This window comes from Burkholderia sp. SRS-25, assembly GCF_004343765.1.
GTDB lineage: Bacteria > Pseudomonadota > Gammaproteobacteria > Burkholderiales > Burkholderiaceae > Burkholderia > Burkholderia contaminans.
Genome location: NZ_PTXM01000011.1, coordinates 249,953 through 264,008, shown reverse-complemented (window position 1 = coordinate 264,008; position 14,056 = coordinate 249,953). Strand labels below are relative to the sequence as shown.

13 protein-coding genes are annotated in these 14,056 nt (G+C 67.4%); 5 read left to right on the top strand and 8 right to left on the bottom strand.

Annotation, left to right across the window (positions count from 1 at the left end; all coding sequences use genetic code 11):
• Positions 1 to 13: 13 nt before the first annotated feature.
• The gene (locus C5O79_RS17790) at positions 14 to 835 is read left to right on the top strand and encodes a heme ABC transporter ATP-binding protein (RefSeq protein ID WP_131931529.1); all 822 of its coding nucleotides are present in this window, start codon (positions 14 to 16) and stop codon (positions 833 to 835) included.
• 129 nt (positions 836 to 964) lie between these two features.
• Here the strand turns inward: C5O79_RS17790 and C5O79_RS17785 are convergent, their stop codons facing one another.
• Together C5O79_RS17785 and C5O79_RS17780 are read right to left on the bottom strand one after the other, a co-directional pair.
• Positions 965 to 1,576 (bottom strand): trimeric intracellular cation channel family protein, encoded by a 612-nt coding sequence (locus C5O79_RS17785; protein WP_046548651.1) that lies wholly within the window; start codon positions 1,574 to 1,576, stop codon positions 965 to 967.
• A gap of 8 nt (positions 1,577 to 1,584) precedes the next feature.
• Complete coding sequence (locus tag C5O79_RS17780; protein WP_131931527.1) at positions 1,585 to 3,708, bottom strand: PBP1A family penicillin-binding protein; 2,124 nt, start codon at positions 3,706 to 3,708, stop codon at positions 1,585 to 1,587.
• Between the two features lie 239 nt (positions 3,709 to 3,947).
• Between C5O79_RS17780 and C5O79_RS17775 the strand changes: the two genes are divergently transcribed.
• Positions 3,948 to 4,742 (top strand): aminoglycoside phosphotransferase family protein, encoded by a 795-nt coding sequence (locus tag C5O79_RS17775; RefSeq protein ID WP_122476997.1) that lies wholly within the window; start codon positions 3,948 to 3,950, stop codon positions 4,740 to 4,742.
• 158 nt (positions 4,743 to 4,900) lie between these two features.
• A complete protein-coding gene (locus C5O79_RS17770; protein ID WP_047852564.1) occupies positions 4,901 to 5,968 on the top strand; it encodes a zinc ribbon domain-containing protein in 1,068 nt (355 codons plus the stop codon).
• A 116-nt stretch (positions 5,969 to 6,084) separates the two neighbouring features.
• Here C5O79_RS17770 and C5O79_RS17765 read toward each other — a convergent pair whose 3' ends face one another.
• From C5O79_RS17765 to C5O79_RS17750, 5 genes are all read right to left on the bottom strand, one after another.
• Positions 6,085 to 6,921, bottom strand: coding sequence for a bifunctional allantoicase/(S)-ureidoglycine aminohydrolase (locus tag C5O79_RS17765; protein WP_046548654.1), 837 nt, complete (start codon positions 6,919 to 6,921; stop codon positions 6,085 to 6,087).
• Positions 6,922 to 7,791: 870 nt separating this feature from the next.
• Positions 7,792 to 8,238 (bottom strand): hypothetical protein, encoded by a 447-nt coding sequence (locus C5O79_RS17760; RefSeq protein ID WP_043181055.1) that lies wholly within the window; start codon positions 8,236 to 8,238, stop codon positions 7,792 to 7,794.
• A gap of 378 nt (positions 8,239 to 8,616) precedes the next feature.
• On the bottom strand, positions 8,617 to 9,276 hold the full coding sequence (locus C5O79_RS17755; protein WP_122476999.1) for an isoprenylcysteine carboxylmethyltransferase family protein: 660 nt from the start codon (positions 9,274 to 9,276) through the stop codon (positions 8,617 to 8,619).
• Positions 9,277 to 9,439: 163 nt separating this feature from the next.
• Positions 9,440 to 9,604 (bottom strand): hypothetical protein, encoded by a 165-nt coding sequence (locus tag C5O79_RS38145; RefSeq protein WP_011353821.1) that lies wholly within the window; start codon positions 9,602 to 9,604, stop codon positions 9,440 to 9,442.
• Between the two features lie 256 nt (positions 9,605 to 9,860).
• Positions 9,861 to 10,280: an HIT domain-containing protein gene (locus tag C5O79_RS17750; RefSeq protein WP_043181059.1), complete on the bottom strand. Its 420-nt coding sequence runs from the start codon at positions 10,278 to 10,280 to the stop codon at positions 9,861 to 9,863.
• A 295-nt stretch (positions 10,281 to 10,575) separates the two neighbouring features.
• On the opposite strand from C5O79_RS17750, the gene C5O79_RS17745 reads away from it, so the two are divergent.
• Positions 10,576 to 11,739 (top strand): hypothetical protein, encoded by a 1,164-nt coding sequence (locus C5O79_RS17745; protein WP_174242155.1) that lies wholly within the window; start codon positions 10,576 to 10,578, stop codon positions 11,737 to 11,739.
• A gap of 192 nt (positions 11,740 to 11,931) precedes the next feature.
• Positions 11,932 to 13,332: a serine hydrolase gene (locus C5O79_RS17740; RefSeq protein ID WP_122477006.1), complete on the top strand. Its 1,401-nt coding sequence runs from the start codon at positions 11,932 to 11,934 to the stop codon at positions 13,330 to 13,332.
• 92 nt (positions 13,333 to 13,424) lie between these two features.
• Here the strand turns inward: C5O79_RS17740 and C5O79_RS17735 are convergent, their stop codons facing one another.
• A complete protein-coding gene (locus C5O79_RS17735; protein ID WP_047851287.1) occupies positions 13,425 to 14,048 on the bottom strand; it encodes a glutathione S-transferase in 624 nt (207 codons plus the stop codon).
• Between the last annotated feature and the right edge of the window lie 8 nt (positions 14,049 to 14,056).

Below are 14,056 nucleotides of genomic sequence, written 5' to 3'. Positions count from 1 at the left end.
CCTCACGACGACCATGCTGACCGCCCATCATCTCGACGTTACCCGTCGACACAACGCGATCCTGCGCGACCTGTCGCTGTCGATCGAACCCGGCCGCGTGACCGCGCTGCTCGGCCGCAACGGCGCGGGCAAGAGCACGCTGCTGAAGACTTTCGCCGGCGAACTCACCGGCAACGTCGCGCCGAACGGCGTGCGCGTGGCCGGCGACATCACGCTGAACGGCGAACCGCTCGCACGCATCGACGCGTCGCGGCTCGCGTGCCTGCGCGCGGTGCTGCCGCAAGCCGCGCAACCGGCGTTCCCGTTCAGCGTGGACGAAATCGTGCTGCTCGGCCGCTATCCGCATGCGCGGCGCAGCACCGCGACGTCGCATCGCGATCGCGAGATCGCGTGGTGCGCGCTCGAACGCGCGGGCGCCGATGCGCTCGTCGGCCGTGACGTGACGACGCTGTCGGGCGGCGAACTCGCGCGCGTGCAGTTCGCCCGCGTGCTCGCGCAGCTGTGGCCCGATGATGAAGCGACGGAATGCGGCCCGCGCTACCTGCTGCTCGACGAGCCGACCGCCGCGCTCGATCTGTCACATCAGCACCGCCTGTTCGAAACCGTACGCGCCGTTGCACGCGAATGGCAGCTCGGCGTGCTCGCGATCGTGCACGATCCGAACCTCGCCGCGCGACACGCGGATACGATCGCGATGCTCGCCGACGGCACGATCGTCGCGCACGGCACGCCGCGCGACGTGATGACGCCGGCCCATATCACGCAGTGCTACGGATTCGCGGTGAAGATGGTGGACACCGGCGACGGTGCACCGCCGGTGATGGTGCCTGCGTAGCGCGCGCGTATGCCACATGTCGCATGAGCTTTGCGTCGCACGATGCCCTGCTTGATCGATAGCAACGACTGTCACGCCCAGGCCGGCGTCACCCTCGTCCGGCGCTGTGCGGACGGCGCGCCTCCAGGCTCAATGCTCGAGATCCGCCGCGCCGAACGTCCGCATCTTCCACCCGAGCCGCACGGCGAGCATCCGCATCGAGAATCCCGCCGCCAGCGCGACGACCGTCGCGATGCCAGCATCGATACCGAGATGCTGCATCCCGACATAGAGCCCGCCCGTGACGAACGCGACGCTCGCATACAGTTCCTCGCGCAGGATCAACGGCATCTCGTTGCACAACAGATCGCGCAGCATCCCGCCGCAGACACCCGTGATCGCGCCGGCCAGCACGACGATGATCGGCGCGGTGCCCGTCGACGCACCGATGTCGCAGCCGATGATCGTGAACGCCGCGAGGCCGATCGCATCGACGGTCACGAACAGCGTCTTCATTCGCGCGACATGCCGTGCGACCCACGACGCGACGGTCGCCGCGACGAGCGTGATCACCAGGTACTCGGGATGCGCGATCCAGCCGAGCGGATAGTGGCCGAGCAGCACGTCACGCACAGTGCCGCCGCCGAGGGCCGTCACCGCGCCGACGAGCGCGAGCCCAAAACGGTCCATTCCGCGGCGCATGCCCATCAGCGCCCCCGACATCGCTTCCGCGACGATTGCAATCAGATAGAGCGTATGCATGGCGAACGTCAGTCATCCGTCCGAAACAGGTCGAGCACGCGTTCGCGCTCGGCCGCATCAACCGCGGCAGGCGTCGATTCGGCAGGCTTGCCGTTGTTGCCCGGCGCGTCGGACGCACCGGCCACTGCCGCCGCCCCGCCGCACGCGAAGCGGCTGCGGATGTACGACGGCACGTCGGCCGTGCACGTGCCGCGCGTGTATTCGGCGTAGACGAAGTCGCCGTCGACGAGCGCGACGTCCTGCGGCGGCGTCGCCTCGACCGGCGTACGCCCGTCGACGGCCGTCTTCATGTAGTCGAGCCAGACCGGCAGCGCAAGCGATGCGCCGGTCGCACGCCCCATCGGGCGCGGCGTGTCGTAGCCGAGCCACGCGACCGCGACGATGCCCGACGAGTAGCCGGCGAACCAGACATCCTTCGACCCGTTCGACGTGCCCGTCTTGCCGGCCGCGTCGTCGCGGCGCAGCGCGAGCGCGCCGCGCGCGGTGCCGGACTTCACGACGTCGCGCAGCATGCTGTCCATCACGAACGCGTTGCGCGCCGACACGACGCGCTCGCCTGCCGGCGACGTCGCCTCGTACATCGCGCCGCCATGACGCTGTTTCACCGACAGGATCAGGCGCGGCTCCATCCGCGTGCCCCCGTTCGCAAACACGCTATACGCGCTCGCCAGTTCGAGCGGCGTCACGGCGCCTGCGCCGAGCGCGAGCGGCAGCGACGCCGGATTGCGCTGCGCGTCGAAGCCGAAGTGCACCGCATGCTGCTGCACGTAGCGCGCGTCGGTGGCCTGCATCAGGCTGACCGCCACCAGGTTCTTCGAGCGCATGAGCCCGCGCCGCACCGGGATGAAGCCCTCGTAGTTGTTGGCGAAATTGCGCGGGCGCCACGGCCGTGCGCCGGTTTCCTCGTGCGTGAGCGTGCGCTGCGTGTCGTCGACGAGCACGCCCGGGAAGTAGCCCTTTTCCAGCGCAGCCGAATAGACGAACGGCTTGAAGCTCGAGCCCGGCTGGCGATACGCCTGCAGCGCATGGTCGAACACGTTGCGGTTGAAATCAGCGCCGCCGACGAGCGCGAGCATGTCGCCGGTTGCCGCGTCGAGCGACACCAGTGCGCCTTCGAGCCCGTTGCGCGCATCGCGCTTCGCGCGCGGCTGGCGGCTCAGCGTGCGTGCGAGCGACGATTCGGCCGCGCGCTGGTCGCGCATCGAGATCGTCGTCGTCACGTCGAGGCCGAGCGTATAGGCATCGTCGTAGAAACGCTCGACCATCATCCGGCGCGCGCGCTCGGCGACGTACGGCGCCGCGATGATCCCCGGCGGCGGCGTGGTGGCCAGCGCGATCGGCGCGTCGACGGCCGCGTGATACGTCGCGTCGTCGAGCTGGCCGAGCGCGTGCATCCGGCCGAGCACGTAGTTGCGCCGCGCGGTCGCGCGTGCCGGATTGACGACCGGGTTGAACGCGGACGGTGCCTTCGGCAGCCCCGCGAGCACGGCGGCCTCGCCCGCGCTCAGCGCGTCGAGCGGCTTGCCGAAATAGACGTTCGCGGCCGCCGCGAAACCGTACGCGCGCTCGCCCAGATAGATCTCGTTCATGTACAGCTCGAGCAGCTTGTCCTTGCTGTATTCGCGTTCGAGCTTGGTCGCCATCAGGATCTCGGCGAGCTTGCGACTCAGCACCTTGTCGCGCGTCAGATAGAAGTTGCGCGCGACCTGCATCGTGATCGTGCTGCCGCCCTGCCCCGGCTGCCCCGTCACGACGTTCGCGAACGTCGCGCGCGCGAGGCCGCCGAAATCGACCGCGCCATGCTGGTAGAACTTCGCGTCCTCGGCCGCGAGCAGCGCCTGCCGCATCAGCGGCGGGATGCGTTCGAGCGGCACGAACTCGCGTCGCTCGACGCCGTATTCGGCCAGCAGATCGCCGTCGCGCGAGAAGATCCGCAACGGCAGCGCGGGACGGTACACGGCGAGGTGCTCGACGGACGGCAATTGCGTCCAGATGCGCTGGATCGTCCATGCGCCGATGCCCGCGCAGGCGACCGTCAGGCCGAGCAGCGCGCCCGCGAGCGTGCGCCACACGCGGCGGCGGCGTGGCGGCGGCGCGGGTGGTGGCGGTGGGGATGCGTTGTGGTCGGTCATGTCGGGCTCCTTCTTCGATGCTGCGACGGCCGGTGCGCAAGAGGCGCCGACGGGTCACGAAAGGCGCGCATTGTCGAAGGGATGGCGGGAAACCGGAACATTCTTTAGCCAAAGTTTGGCTGGCTAAATTTTATTTAGGAAAGTGTGTCGGGGCCGTTCACGTCGTATCTGCGACCGCGTGACGCATGCGTCGGGCGAACCGCGCTGCGCGCGATCCGGTTCGGCTGTAGCATCGTGTGATGTTCGATCGATATCTCGGCCTGTGGGGCCTCGTTCCTGACGGCGGCCCGATCCTGACCGCGAGCGGCGGCCTGCTGCCCGTCGTCTGGCAATCGCGGCCGGCGATGTTGAAGGTCGCTACCTGCGACGAGGAGCGTCGCGGCAATGCGCTGATGACGTGGTGGAATGGGCAGGGCGCCGCGCAGGTGTGGCTGCACGACGGCGATGCGATTCTGCTCGAGCGGGCGCAGCCGGAACCGACGCTGGCCGGTTTTTCGGCATCGGGCCATGACGACGACGCGATGCGCATCGCGTGCGACGTCGTTGCGCGGCTGCATGCGCATCGTGCTTCGGAGCCGCCTTCGGTCGTACCGCTGCAGGTGTGGTTTCAGGCGCTGCTGTCTGACGCTTCAGCCAATGTCGTGCTTCATCGCTGCGCAACGGTCGCGCGCCAGCTGCTCGCCGGGCCGCCCGTCGATGAAGTTGTCCTGCACGGCGACATCCATCACGGCAACATTCTCCATTTCGGCGATCGCGGCTGGCGTGCGATCGATCCGAAGGGGCTGCGCGGCGATCGCGCGTTCGACTACGCGAACCTGTTCTGCAATCCTTCGCACGACGTTGCGGTCGATCCGGTGCGGTTCGCGCAGCGCGTCACGCTCGTGGCCAGCACCGCGCAGCTCGACAGGCGCCGGCTGCTGCAGTGGATTCTCGCGTGGTCGGGCTTGTCGGCGGTGTGGTTGATCGAGGACGGGCTGCTGCCCGATACACGGTTGCAGGTCGCGACGCTCGCGGCGGCCGCACTCGGCCTGTAGGAATACGCATCATCCGTGGAAGCAGGTTCGTCATGAATTTCCCGGGAGCGCGGGGAAGACCAGCGGCTCTCGGCCGGACGGGGACGTTCGACAAGGGTACGGGAATCGTCGACAATCAAGTCCGCTTAAATAACCATTCCAACAAGGGCAAAACAATGATGACTTCCAGCGACGGCCTGACCAGTCCAGCACGCCTCCTGCGGCTCGCTTCGTGGGTGATTGCGATCATCTTTGCGGTGTTTCTGAACATGCTCGGCAGTCTCGTGATTCGCGACATGGCCTTCGCTCCGAGGGGCGGGCCGCCCGTCGTCGAGCAATTCGCGGATGCTCCATTGAAGGCGCGGCTGGACGCAGCCCGGCGCGATCTGCAGGCACGGCACGACACGCTTGCCGAGAAAGCCGATGCAATGGAGGTGGCACGCGGACGTGCCGCGAAGGAGTACGCGGCCGAGAAAGAAAGTTTCCGCAACTGGCTGGCAACCCGCTCGGTGACGGGAGACAGTGCGAGGGACCCGGACATTCTGGCGCGAACTCGCAAGCTGGATACGCTCCAGGCAGTGGTCGTCAACTGGCAGCATCAGATCGATGCGATCGGCGACCAGCAGCGGGCGTTGGCTTCGCAGCAGACTCAAGTCGACACGCAAATCGCCGACGCCGACGCGGCAGCCGAACGCCGCTTCGAAAAGGCCGACCGGCATTACGAGTTGCAGGTGTTCGGGCTGCGGCTTGCACTCACGTTACCGATTCTGCTGATTGCGATCTGGCTGTTCATGCGCTATCGCAAGATGCGCTATTGGCCTTTCGTGTATGGCTTTGGCCTGTTTTCGCTGAGTGCATTTTTCATCGAACTGGTCCCGTATCTGCCGAATTTCGGCGGCTATGTCAGGGTCCTGGTCGGCATTGCACTCACGGTGTTCGCCGGCCTTTACATGTTGAAGGCCTTTCAGCGCTATGCCGAACGCAAGCGGCTCGAATTGCAGCAGGATCAGGGAGAACGTGCGCGCACGATCGGATACGAAAAGGCCGTTCGCTCACTCGAAAAAAAGCGTTGCCCGTCATGCGACAAACAGTGGAATCTCGGTGGCGACGACTCCACGTTCTGCGTGCACTGCGGATTGAGGCTCTTCAACGTATGCGGATGCGGTGGCCGGAATTTTTTCTTCTTCCCGCATTGCCATCAATGTGGTGCCACGCAGGGCAATGAGTCGCCAGCGGCATCCGACTGACGGTCGGTGTTTGCAAAACGCACTGGCTGGATTCCCGCTTTCAAGCCACGAAGAACCTGAAAAAAAGCCCGCCGGCATCCCCGGCGGGCTTTCACATCCAACTGCTTGAACAACGCTCAACGCGCCGGGTTCAGCAACAGGTTCATGTGACGGTTCACGTCTTTGTACAACAGATAACGGAAGCGGCCAGGGCCCCCCGAATAGCATGCCTGCGGGCAGAACGCGCGCAGCCACATGAAGTCGCCCGCTTCGACCTCGACCCAATCCTGGTTCAGGCGATACACGGCCTTCCCTTCGAGCACATACAGCCCGTGCTCCATCACGTGCGTTTCGGCGAACGGAATCACGCCGCCCGGCTCGAACGTCACGATGTTCACGTGCATGTCGTGGCGCATGTCGCTCATGTCGACGAAGCGCGTCGTCACCCATGCACCGTTGGTGCCCGGCATCGGGATCGGCTCGACGTCCTGCTCGTTGGTCACGAAGGCTTCAGGCAGCGGAATGCCGTCGACGGCCTGGTAGTGCTTGCGCACCCAGTGGAAACGCACCGCGGCATCGCTGACGTTGTGCAGCGTCCAGTCCGCGCCCGGCGGAATGAACGCATAGCCGCCCGGCTTCAACTGGTGCTTCGTGCCTTGCAGCGTCAGCTCGGCTTCGCCTTCGACGACGAACAGCACGGCTTCGGCGTTCTTGTCCTGCTCGGGCTTGTCGCTGCCGCCGCCCGGGTTCACTTCGACGATGTACTGCGAGAAGGTTTCCGCGAACCCCGACAGCGGGCGGGCGATCACCCACAGGCGCGTGTTCGTCCAGAACGGCAGCCAGCTCGTGACGATGTCGCGCATCACACCCTTCGGGATCACCGCGTACGCCTCGGTGAACATCGCGCGATCGGTCAGCAGATCGGTCTGCGGCGGGTGGCCGCCATGCGGCGCGTAATACGTTGTCTTAGACATAGTGCATCCAGGCAATGGGTTGGTCCGGCCCCGGGTGCCAACGGCATCGGGCGGCACGTACGCGCGTGGGGCACGCATGCGGCGGCGGGACATCGTTGCCGGGGTGGCTTGAAGGCGCATGCGCCTTCGTTCGGTCGGCCAGGCTTCGCGACGGGTTCGTCCGGTTCTTCGGACGCAGCGGCCCATGCTGGTGGGGCCGGCGGCCGGGCCGTGGCGCCCGCGCTCATGCGGCGAGACGCGGCCAGCGGCACGGTGCGATGCCGTACGCGAGCATCGCCGACGATAGCGAAGTCGTTCGCAATCGACCAATTAAATGTTGCGATGGATTCCATTCGATTTCCCACTACCTGCGGGCAGCCGCGATACGCGGAGAGGAAGCGTGGCGCGACGGTCCGGCTATCAGGGAAATCCTGACGGGCGGGCAGCGCGCACGTTCGCCGGGACGCAACGGGCGCCGGCGAATAACAGCAGCTGTTCCCGGTGCACACGCGGTTCGCGATACATCCGGTTACGCAGAGTGGATCGCGCCGACGTGCGCACGGCAGCAAGTCGCACCGCGCCAATCATGAGCAGCCGTCAGGCTGGAGAACGGGCCAACGGGAATCGAACGGCACGCGAATGGTCTCGGCACGCGTCGGACGCATTCAGTCGCGCGTGGCGATGTAGTCGGGAAACGGGGAAATACAGCGAGGAGGGAAACTTGCCGGCCCGTCGATCGGGCGTCTGGCCGCGGCTGAGGAAGCCGGAAAGGGTTCGCCGGTCTGGCCGGCGATGACGGCCCGGCAAGCCGCCGGGCCGAATCTCGCGTCGGGTGCCGACGCCGTCGGCGCGCCGGTGCGCCATTCGCGCACCAAGCCGCGCCAGCGGCGATCAGTCCCAGTCGCGGTGGTGGTGATGCTTGCGGTGGCGATAGCCACGATCGCCGCGACCGCCGTAATCGCGCTCGTAGGAGCTGCGCGACATGTTGCCGCCGAGCGCCGCGCCGGCGCCGCCGCCGACAGCCGCACCCAGCAGGCCGCCCGTGCGGCCGCCCATCGCGTTGCCTGCCGCGGTACCTGCGCCGCCGCCGAGGGCGCCGCCGATGATCGCGCCGGTGCGCTCGCGACGGTTCGACGTCACCGCGCCACCCGCGCCGCCGCCGATGGCGCCGCCGATCACCGAGCCCGTGCTGCCGCCGAGCGCACCGCCGACCGCTGCGCCGGCTACCCCGCCGAGCGCGCCGCCAAGCGCGTTGTTCATGTCACCTGCCATGGCCGGCAGTGCAGTCGCGCCGGTCAACGCGGCGACGACGAGAGCGGGGGCGATTTTCTTCCACATTCCCGTATTCTTCCTTGTTCGCAATCTGGTTATTGAAGGTCCGCTCGGTACGACGATCTGAATCGATCGACGTCGTGTCAGGCATTGTGCCGAACCGCGGACCAATTCATTTCAATGAGCTTGCGGCGAAGAATAGCACCGGTCCCACATCCTTGCCGTGGACATTCTGGTAACAAGTTGTTTACGAATAAGCGACTTCGAGCGGCCGTACCGGAATGCCCGCAAACCCGCGCCAGCATTGGCTCGGCCGACGGTCCGGCCCTGCGGAACGACAGGCCGGCCATGGGCGGCGTCGCACCTTTGCGACACACGTGGCAACACATCGGGAACGAATCGTGGGCGGGGCGCGAGACGGCGGCCGGGAAGAAATGATGGGGGTCAGTACACGCCCGGCAGCAGACGCCAGGTCCGCGCGCAATACGCGTCGTATTCGGCGCCGAATTGCGCACGCAGCAGCACCTCTTCGGAGCGGATGCGCGCGACGAGCGGCACCATCGTCAGTACGACCAGCAGCAAGCCGACACCCGAGCGGAATGCGAGCGCCCAGCCGACCGAATTGACGACCAGGCCGAGATAGCTCGGATTGCGGATGCGGCTGTAGATACCGTCGGTCACGAGCGTATGGCCCGGCTGGATCGCGACGAGCCCGCTGAAGCGCTTGCCGAGCACGAATACGGGCCAGATGCGCAGCACGCCGCCTGCGATGTACAGCACGACGCCGATCCAGCGCACCGCATCGCCGCCGAAGGTCCAGAAGTCGAGGCGGTCGGTCAGCGCCGGCAGGTATGCGAGCAGGAACCCGCTTACCCCGAACGCCGCGAGCACCCAGCGGTTGTCGCGGCTCTCGCGCTCGCCGCTGCTCAGGTTGCCTTCGGTGAACAGCGCGGCGACGGCCATCGCGAGCGTCGCCACAACAACGACGGTCAGTTGGGGATGCGAGAAGAAGGCCGCGAACCCACCGCTGCCGAGCACCGCGAGCCCGAGATAGACGAGCGTGGCGATGCCCGACGCGACTGCGACCTTGCGGGTGACTGTCATGGCTGCCTCACCGGAATGCGGAATGCGCTTTCCTGTGAAGTATAGGAACCACGCGCACGCCGTGCAGCGCACCGCCGTCACGCGTTACGCGAATCCGCGCGAACCATCCGGTGCAACGGCTTGGCGCCGACAGATGCGGACGGCGCCAACGCCCGGTGCCCGATCAGCGGATGCGGAAGTTGCCGCCGATCCCGACGCTGACGGGCGGCGCGTAATACGCCGGCGCATAGCCGTAGTAGGCCGGCGCGGGCGCGTAGCCGTACGGCGGCGCAACGTAGCAGCCGGACAGGCCGCCGATCAGGGCAAGCGTGATGAGAAGTCTGGTCATGGCTCGATTCCCGGCGCGAAAGACGAATGGCACCTCGCGAAAGCCGCTCCGCCGCGCGATGCGGCGGCCGGCACGAAGGGACGATCCGCCCCTTCCTGTCGCTCGGTGAAGCAATGCGCGGAGTCTAGCGCCGGGTGGGCCGGGCCGAGTTTCGCCGGTGGTTACACGTGTTACCTCGCGTGACCGCTGAAACAGGCGCTGGCACGGCGACGGGCCGATGCGCCATGCCGTGCCGTCGCCGCACGCAATCGACGCGTTACACGAAACGCGCGCGAATGCGCTGCGCGAGCGCTTCGAGCGTCGCCGCGTCGGCGATCTCGCGTGCATGCATCCGCAGCTCGGCGCCTTCCCAGCGCGGGATCACGTGGAAGTGCACATGCGGCACCGTCTGGCCGGCGGCCGCGCCGTTGAACTGGCCGATGAACACGCCGTCCGGCTCGAGCGCCGCGCGCACCGCCGCCGCCACGCGCTGCGTCATGCGGATGCCGGCCGCCGCCGCGTCGCCGGACAACTCGAAGATCTGCGCGGCCGGCTCCTTCGGGATCACGAGCACGTGGCCGTCGGCCTGCGGCATCAGATCCATGATCGCGAGGGTCGCGTCGTCTTCCGCGACTTTCACGCACGGCAGTTCGCCGCGCAGGATTTTGGCGAACGGGTTGTTGTTGTCGTAGGACATGGCGTTTTCCGATAACGGTTGGACTGGGAGAGGGGGAAAGCGATGCCGGACGATTATCGGCCGACGGCGGGTCGAATTTCAACTTGTCAGGCCGCGTCGCCATTGCGGTGAACAATGGACACATGGCTCCATGCAGCAGGCGTAACAGATCGGAATATCCGGCCGTCGCCATCCGTTTGTTTCGAGCGTGGGTTCACGCGGCAACAGCACGATCGCGAACCCGCGCCGGACACCCGTCGGCTGCGCAGGCCGGCAGCCGGGATGACTGCTCGCGATCTTCAACCGGAGTCATGCCATGGACCCTCTCCCCTCGTGTCGTTCACCCGCCCCGCCCGTCCGTGCGGTTGATCCACCGGTCGTCGCGCGCGTCCGGCACTCGCTACGCCGCGCGGCATACAGCGCCGGGCTGGTCGCGTTGTCGTCGGCTTTCGCATGGGCCGGCGGCAACGACATCATCTTGCCGATTCCATCATTCACCGCGTCGACCGTGCCCGCCAACGGCGATGTCAATCCGTACGGCATCGCGTTCGTGCCGCGCGGCGTGCCGCCCTGGAGCACGCTGAAACCCGGCGACGTCGTCGTGTCCAACTTCAACGCGGCGTCGAATACGCAAGGCACCGGCACGACGATCGTGAAGCTGTCGCCCGGCAAGACGCCGGCGGCCTTCTTCCAGGGCAGCAATCTCGGCCTGACAACCGCGCTCGTGGTGCTGCGCAGCGGTTTCGTGCTGGTCGGCAACGTCCCGGCGCCGGACGGCAAGACCGTCGTGCCGCCGGGCTCGCTGCTCGTCATCGGTCCGCAAGGCCATCTCGTCACGCAACTCAGCAGTGCGGCGCTGCTCGACGGGCCGTGGGACATGACCGTGATCGACCGCGGCCAGCGCGTGACCGCGTTCGTGTCGAACGTGCTGAACGGGACGGTCTCGCGCATCGAACTCGCGATCGGCGACAACGGCGTCACGATGCTGCCGGGCTCGCGCGTCATCGCGTCGGGCTACGTGAATCGAACCGATCCCAGTGCACTCGTCGTCGGCCCGACCGGCCTCGCTTACGACCCGAACATCGACGTGCTGTATGTCGCCTCCACCGGCGACAACGCGGTGTTCGCGATCCAGAACGCGGCGTCGACGAAACGCAACGGCGGCGTCGGACGGATGATCTACTTCGACGCGGCGCACTTGCACGGCCCGCTCGCGCTGGCGCTCGCACCGAACGGCCATCTCGTGACCGCGAACGGCGACGCGGTCAACGCCGACCCGCAGCAGCCGAGCGAGATCGTCGAATTCACGGTGGACGGGCGCTTCGTCGCGCAAATGCAGGTCGACACCGTTCCGGGTGCCGCATTCGGCCTCGCGTTCGGGCACGGCAGCAAGGGCCAGCCGGAATTCGCGGCCGTCGACGACAACACGAATACCGCGACGGTCTGGACCCTGCGGTCCGACAACAACGACGCGCAGTAACGCGCCACCTGGACGGGCCGCACGCGGCCCGTTCGCCCCGCACGATCGACACACACGCGTCACACACGCCGGGCACCTTGCGCGCTGTCGGCGCCGCCCGGCGTCGCACGCACCCGCGATTGCCACCGCCGGCCCGAACCTGCGACACTGCCTGTTCGTGTTCTGCCTGCCGACAATCGAGGACGCTCGCGCATGACGATCCCCTTCAAGAAGCTGATCCTGCGCGGCGCCGCGCTCGCCGTCGTCGTCGCGGTCGGCTACACGGGCTACATGCTGTCCCGGCTCGCGCCGATCGCAACCGGCTATGCGGCGAAGGCGCTGTGTTCCGGCGTGTACGTGTCGGGCCGCCCGGCCGCATCCGTGATCGACGTCGACATCATGGCGGGCGTGCACCCCCTGTTGAAACTGGTGCATCCGTCGATCGATCCCGACCATCATCGCGCGACGGCGACCTTCGCCGGCTTCGCCGAACGCGAAGCCGACTTCCGGCCCGGGCTCGGCTGCACGCTCGCGCTCGGGCCGTCGCCCGGCGCGTTGCCGGCCGCGCTGCAACCTCTCCCCGATCCGCCGTCCACACAACCGGCACCGGCCACGCCGCCGGCCGGCATCGACGCGCAGAAGCTGCAGACCGCACTCGACCGCGCGTTCGACGAACCCGATCCGGCACGGCCGCGGCGCACGCGCGCGGTCGTCGTGATGTGGCGCGGCCAGGTGATCGCCGAACGCTATGCGCCCGGCTTCACCGCCGACATGCCGCTGCCCGGCTGGTCGATGACGAAGACCGTGACGGCCGCACTGGTCGGCACGCTGGTCGCGCAGCACAAGCTGTCGCCCGGCACGTCGGCGCTGCTGCCCGAATGGCGCGGCAGCGGCGATCCACGCGCGGCCATCACGCTCGACGAGCTGCTGCGGATGACGAGCGGTCTGCAATTCAACGAGGACTACGACGACCCGCTGTCCGACGTCGCGTTGATGCTGTACGCGCAGCCCGATACCGCGCGGTTCGCCTCGGAAAAGCCGCTCGCCGCGACACCCGGCACACGGTGGTCCTACTCGAGCGGCACGAGCGCGATCCTCGCGCGCGTGATGCGTGAGGCACTGGGCGGCAGCGACGGCGACTACCTCGCGTTACCGCGCCGCGCGCTGTTCGCGCCGCTCGGGATGCGCAGTGCCGTGCTCGAGCCCGATGCGTCCGGCACGCTCGTCAGCCCGTCGTACATGTATGCGAGTGCGCGCGACTGGGCGCGCTTCGGGCAGTTGCTGCTGCAGGATGGCGTGTGGGACGGGCAGCGGCTGCTGCCGGAAGGCTGGGTGCGCTACCTGACGCGCACGACGCCGCAGTCGGAGCGCCAGGAGTATGGCGCGCAGTTGTGGGTCAAGGTGCCGGAGCCGTTCAACGATCGCGATCCGCATGCGGTCGCGATGCCGGCCGACGCGTTTCATGCGGTCGGCCATGAAGGCCAGTTCGTGAGCGTGGTGCCGAGCCGGCAACTGGTGGTCGTGCGGCTCGGGCTGTCGCGGCCGGAATCCGCGTGGAATCACGAGGCGTTTCTCGCGCGCGTGCTCGACGCGGTGCCGGCGCCCGGCGCGTGACAACAGGCCCTCAGGCCCGTTGTGCATACTGCTCATGACGCGAACGCGGCGGTGCTTGCCGCGCCGCCGCGCCGCGCACTACCTGCGAGGCGTCACGGGTTCGCGCTGCCTGCGTACTTCCGGAAACCTTCGCGCGTCGCGAGGCGTTCGATATAGCGCGACACCGCCGGGAAATCCGGATGCTCGAACGGCGTGCCGAACCAGCGGTTCACCGACAGGCCGATCGGAATGTCCGCGAGCGTGAAACTGTTGCCGGCCACGTACGCGCCGGTTGCCTCGAGCTGAGTGTTCAGCACCTGCATGTGCTTCGTCCAGCCCGCGATCGACTGCGCGATGCCGGCCGGATCCTGATGGTCGGGCGATTTGCGCACGAGGCCGAGGAACGCGCCGACCCACGAGCGGTTCAGGTCCGCGCCCTGCCAGTCGATCCATTGATCGACCCGCGCGCGCGCCTGCGGCTCGGCCGGATACAGTGCATCGCCGCCATAGCGGTTCGCGAGGTAGCGGATGATCGTGTTCGATTCCCAGAGCACGAAATCGTCGTCCTTGATGACGGGCACGAGACCGTTCGGATTCAGCGCGAGATAGGCCGGATCGTTGGTCGTGCGGAAGCCCGCGCCCCAGTCTTCCTGTTCGAACGGCAGGTTCAGCTCGGTGCACAGCCACAGCACCTTGCGGACGTTGATGGACGGGATCTTGCCGAGGATGTGCAGCATGCAGTCTC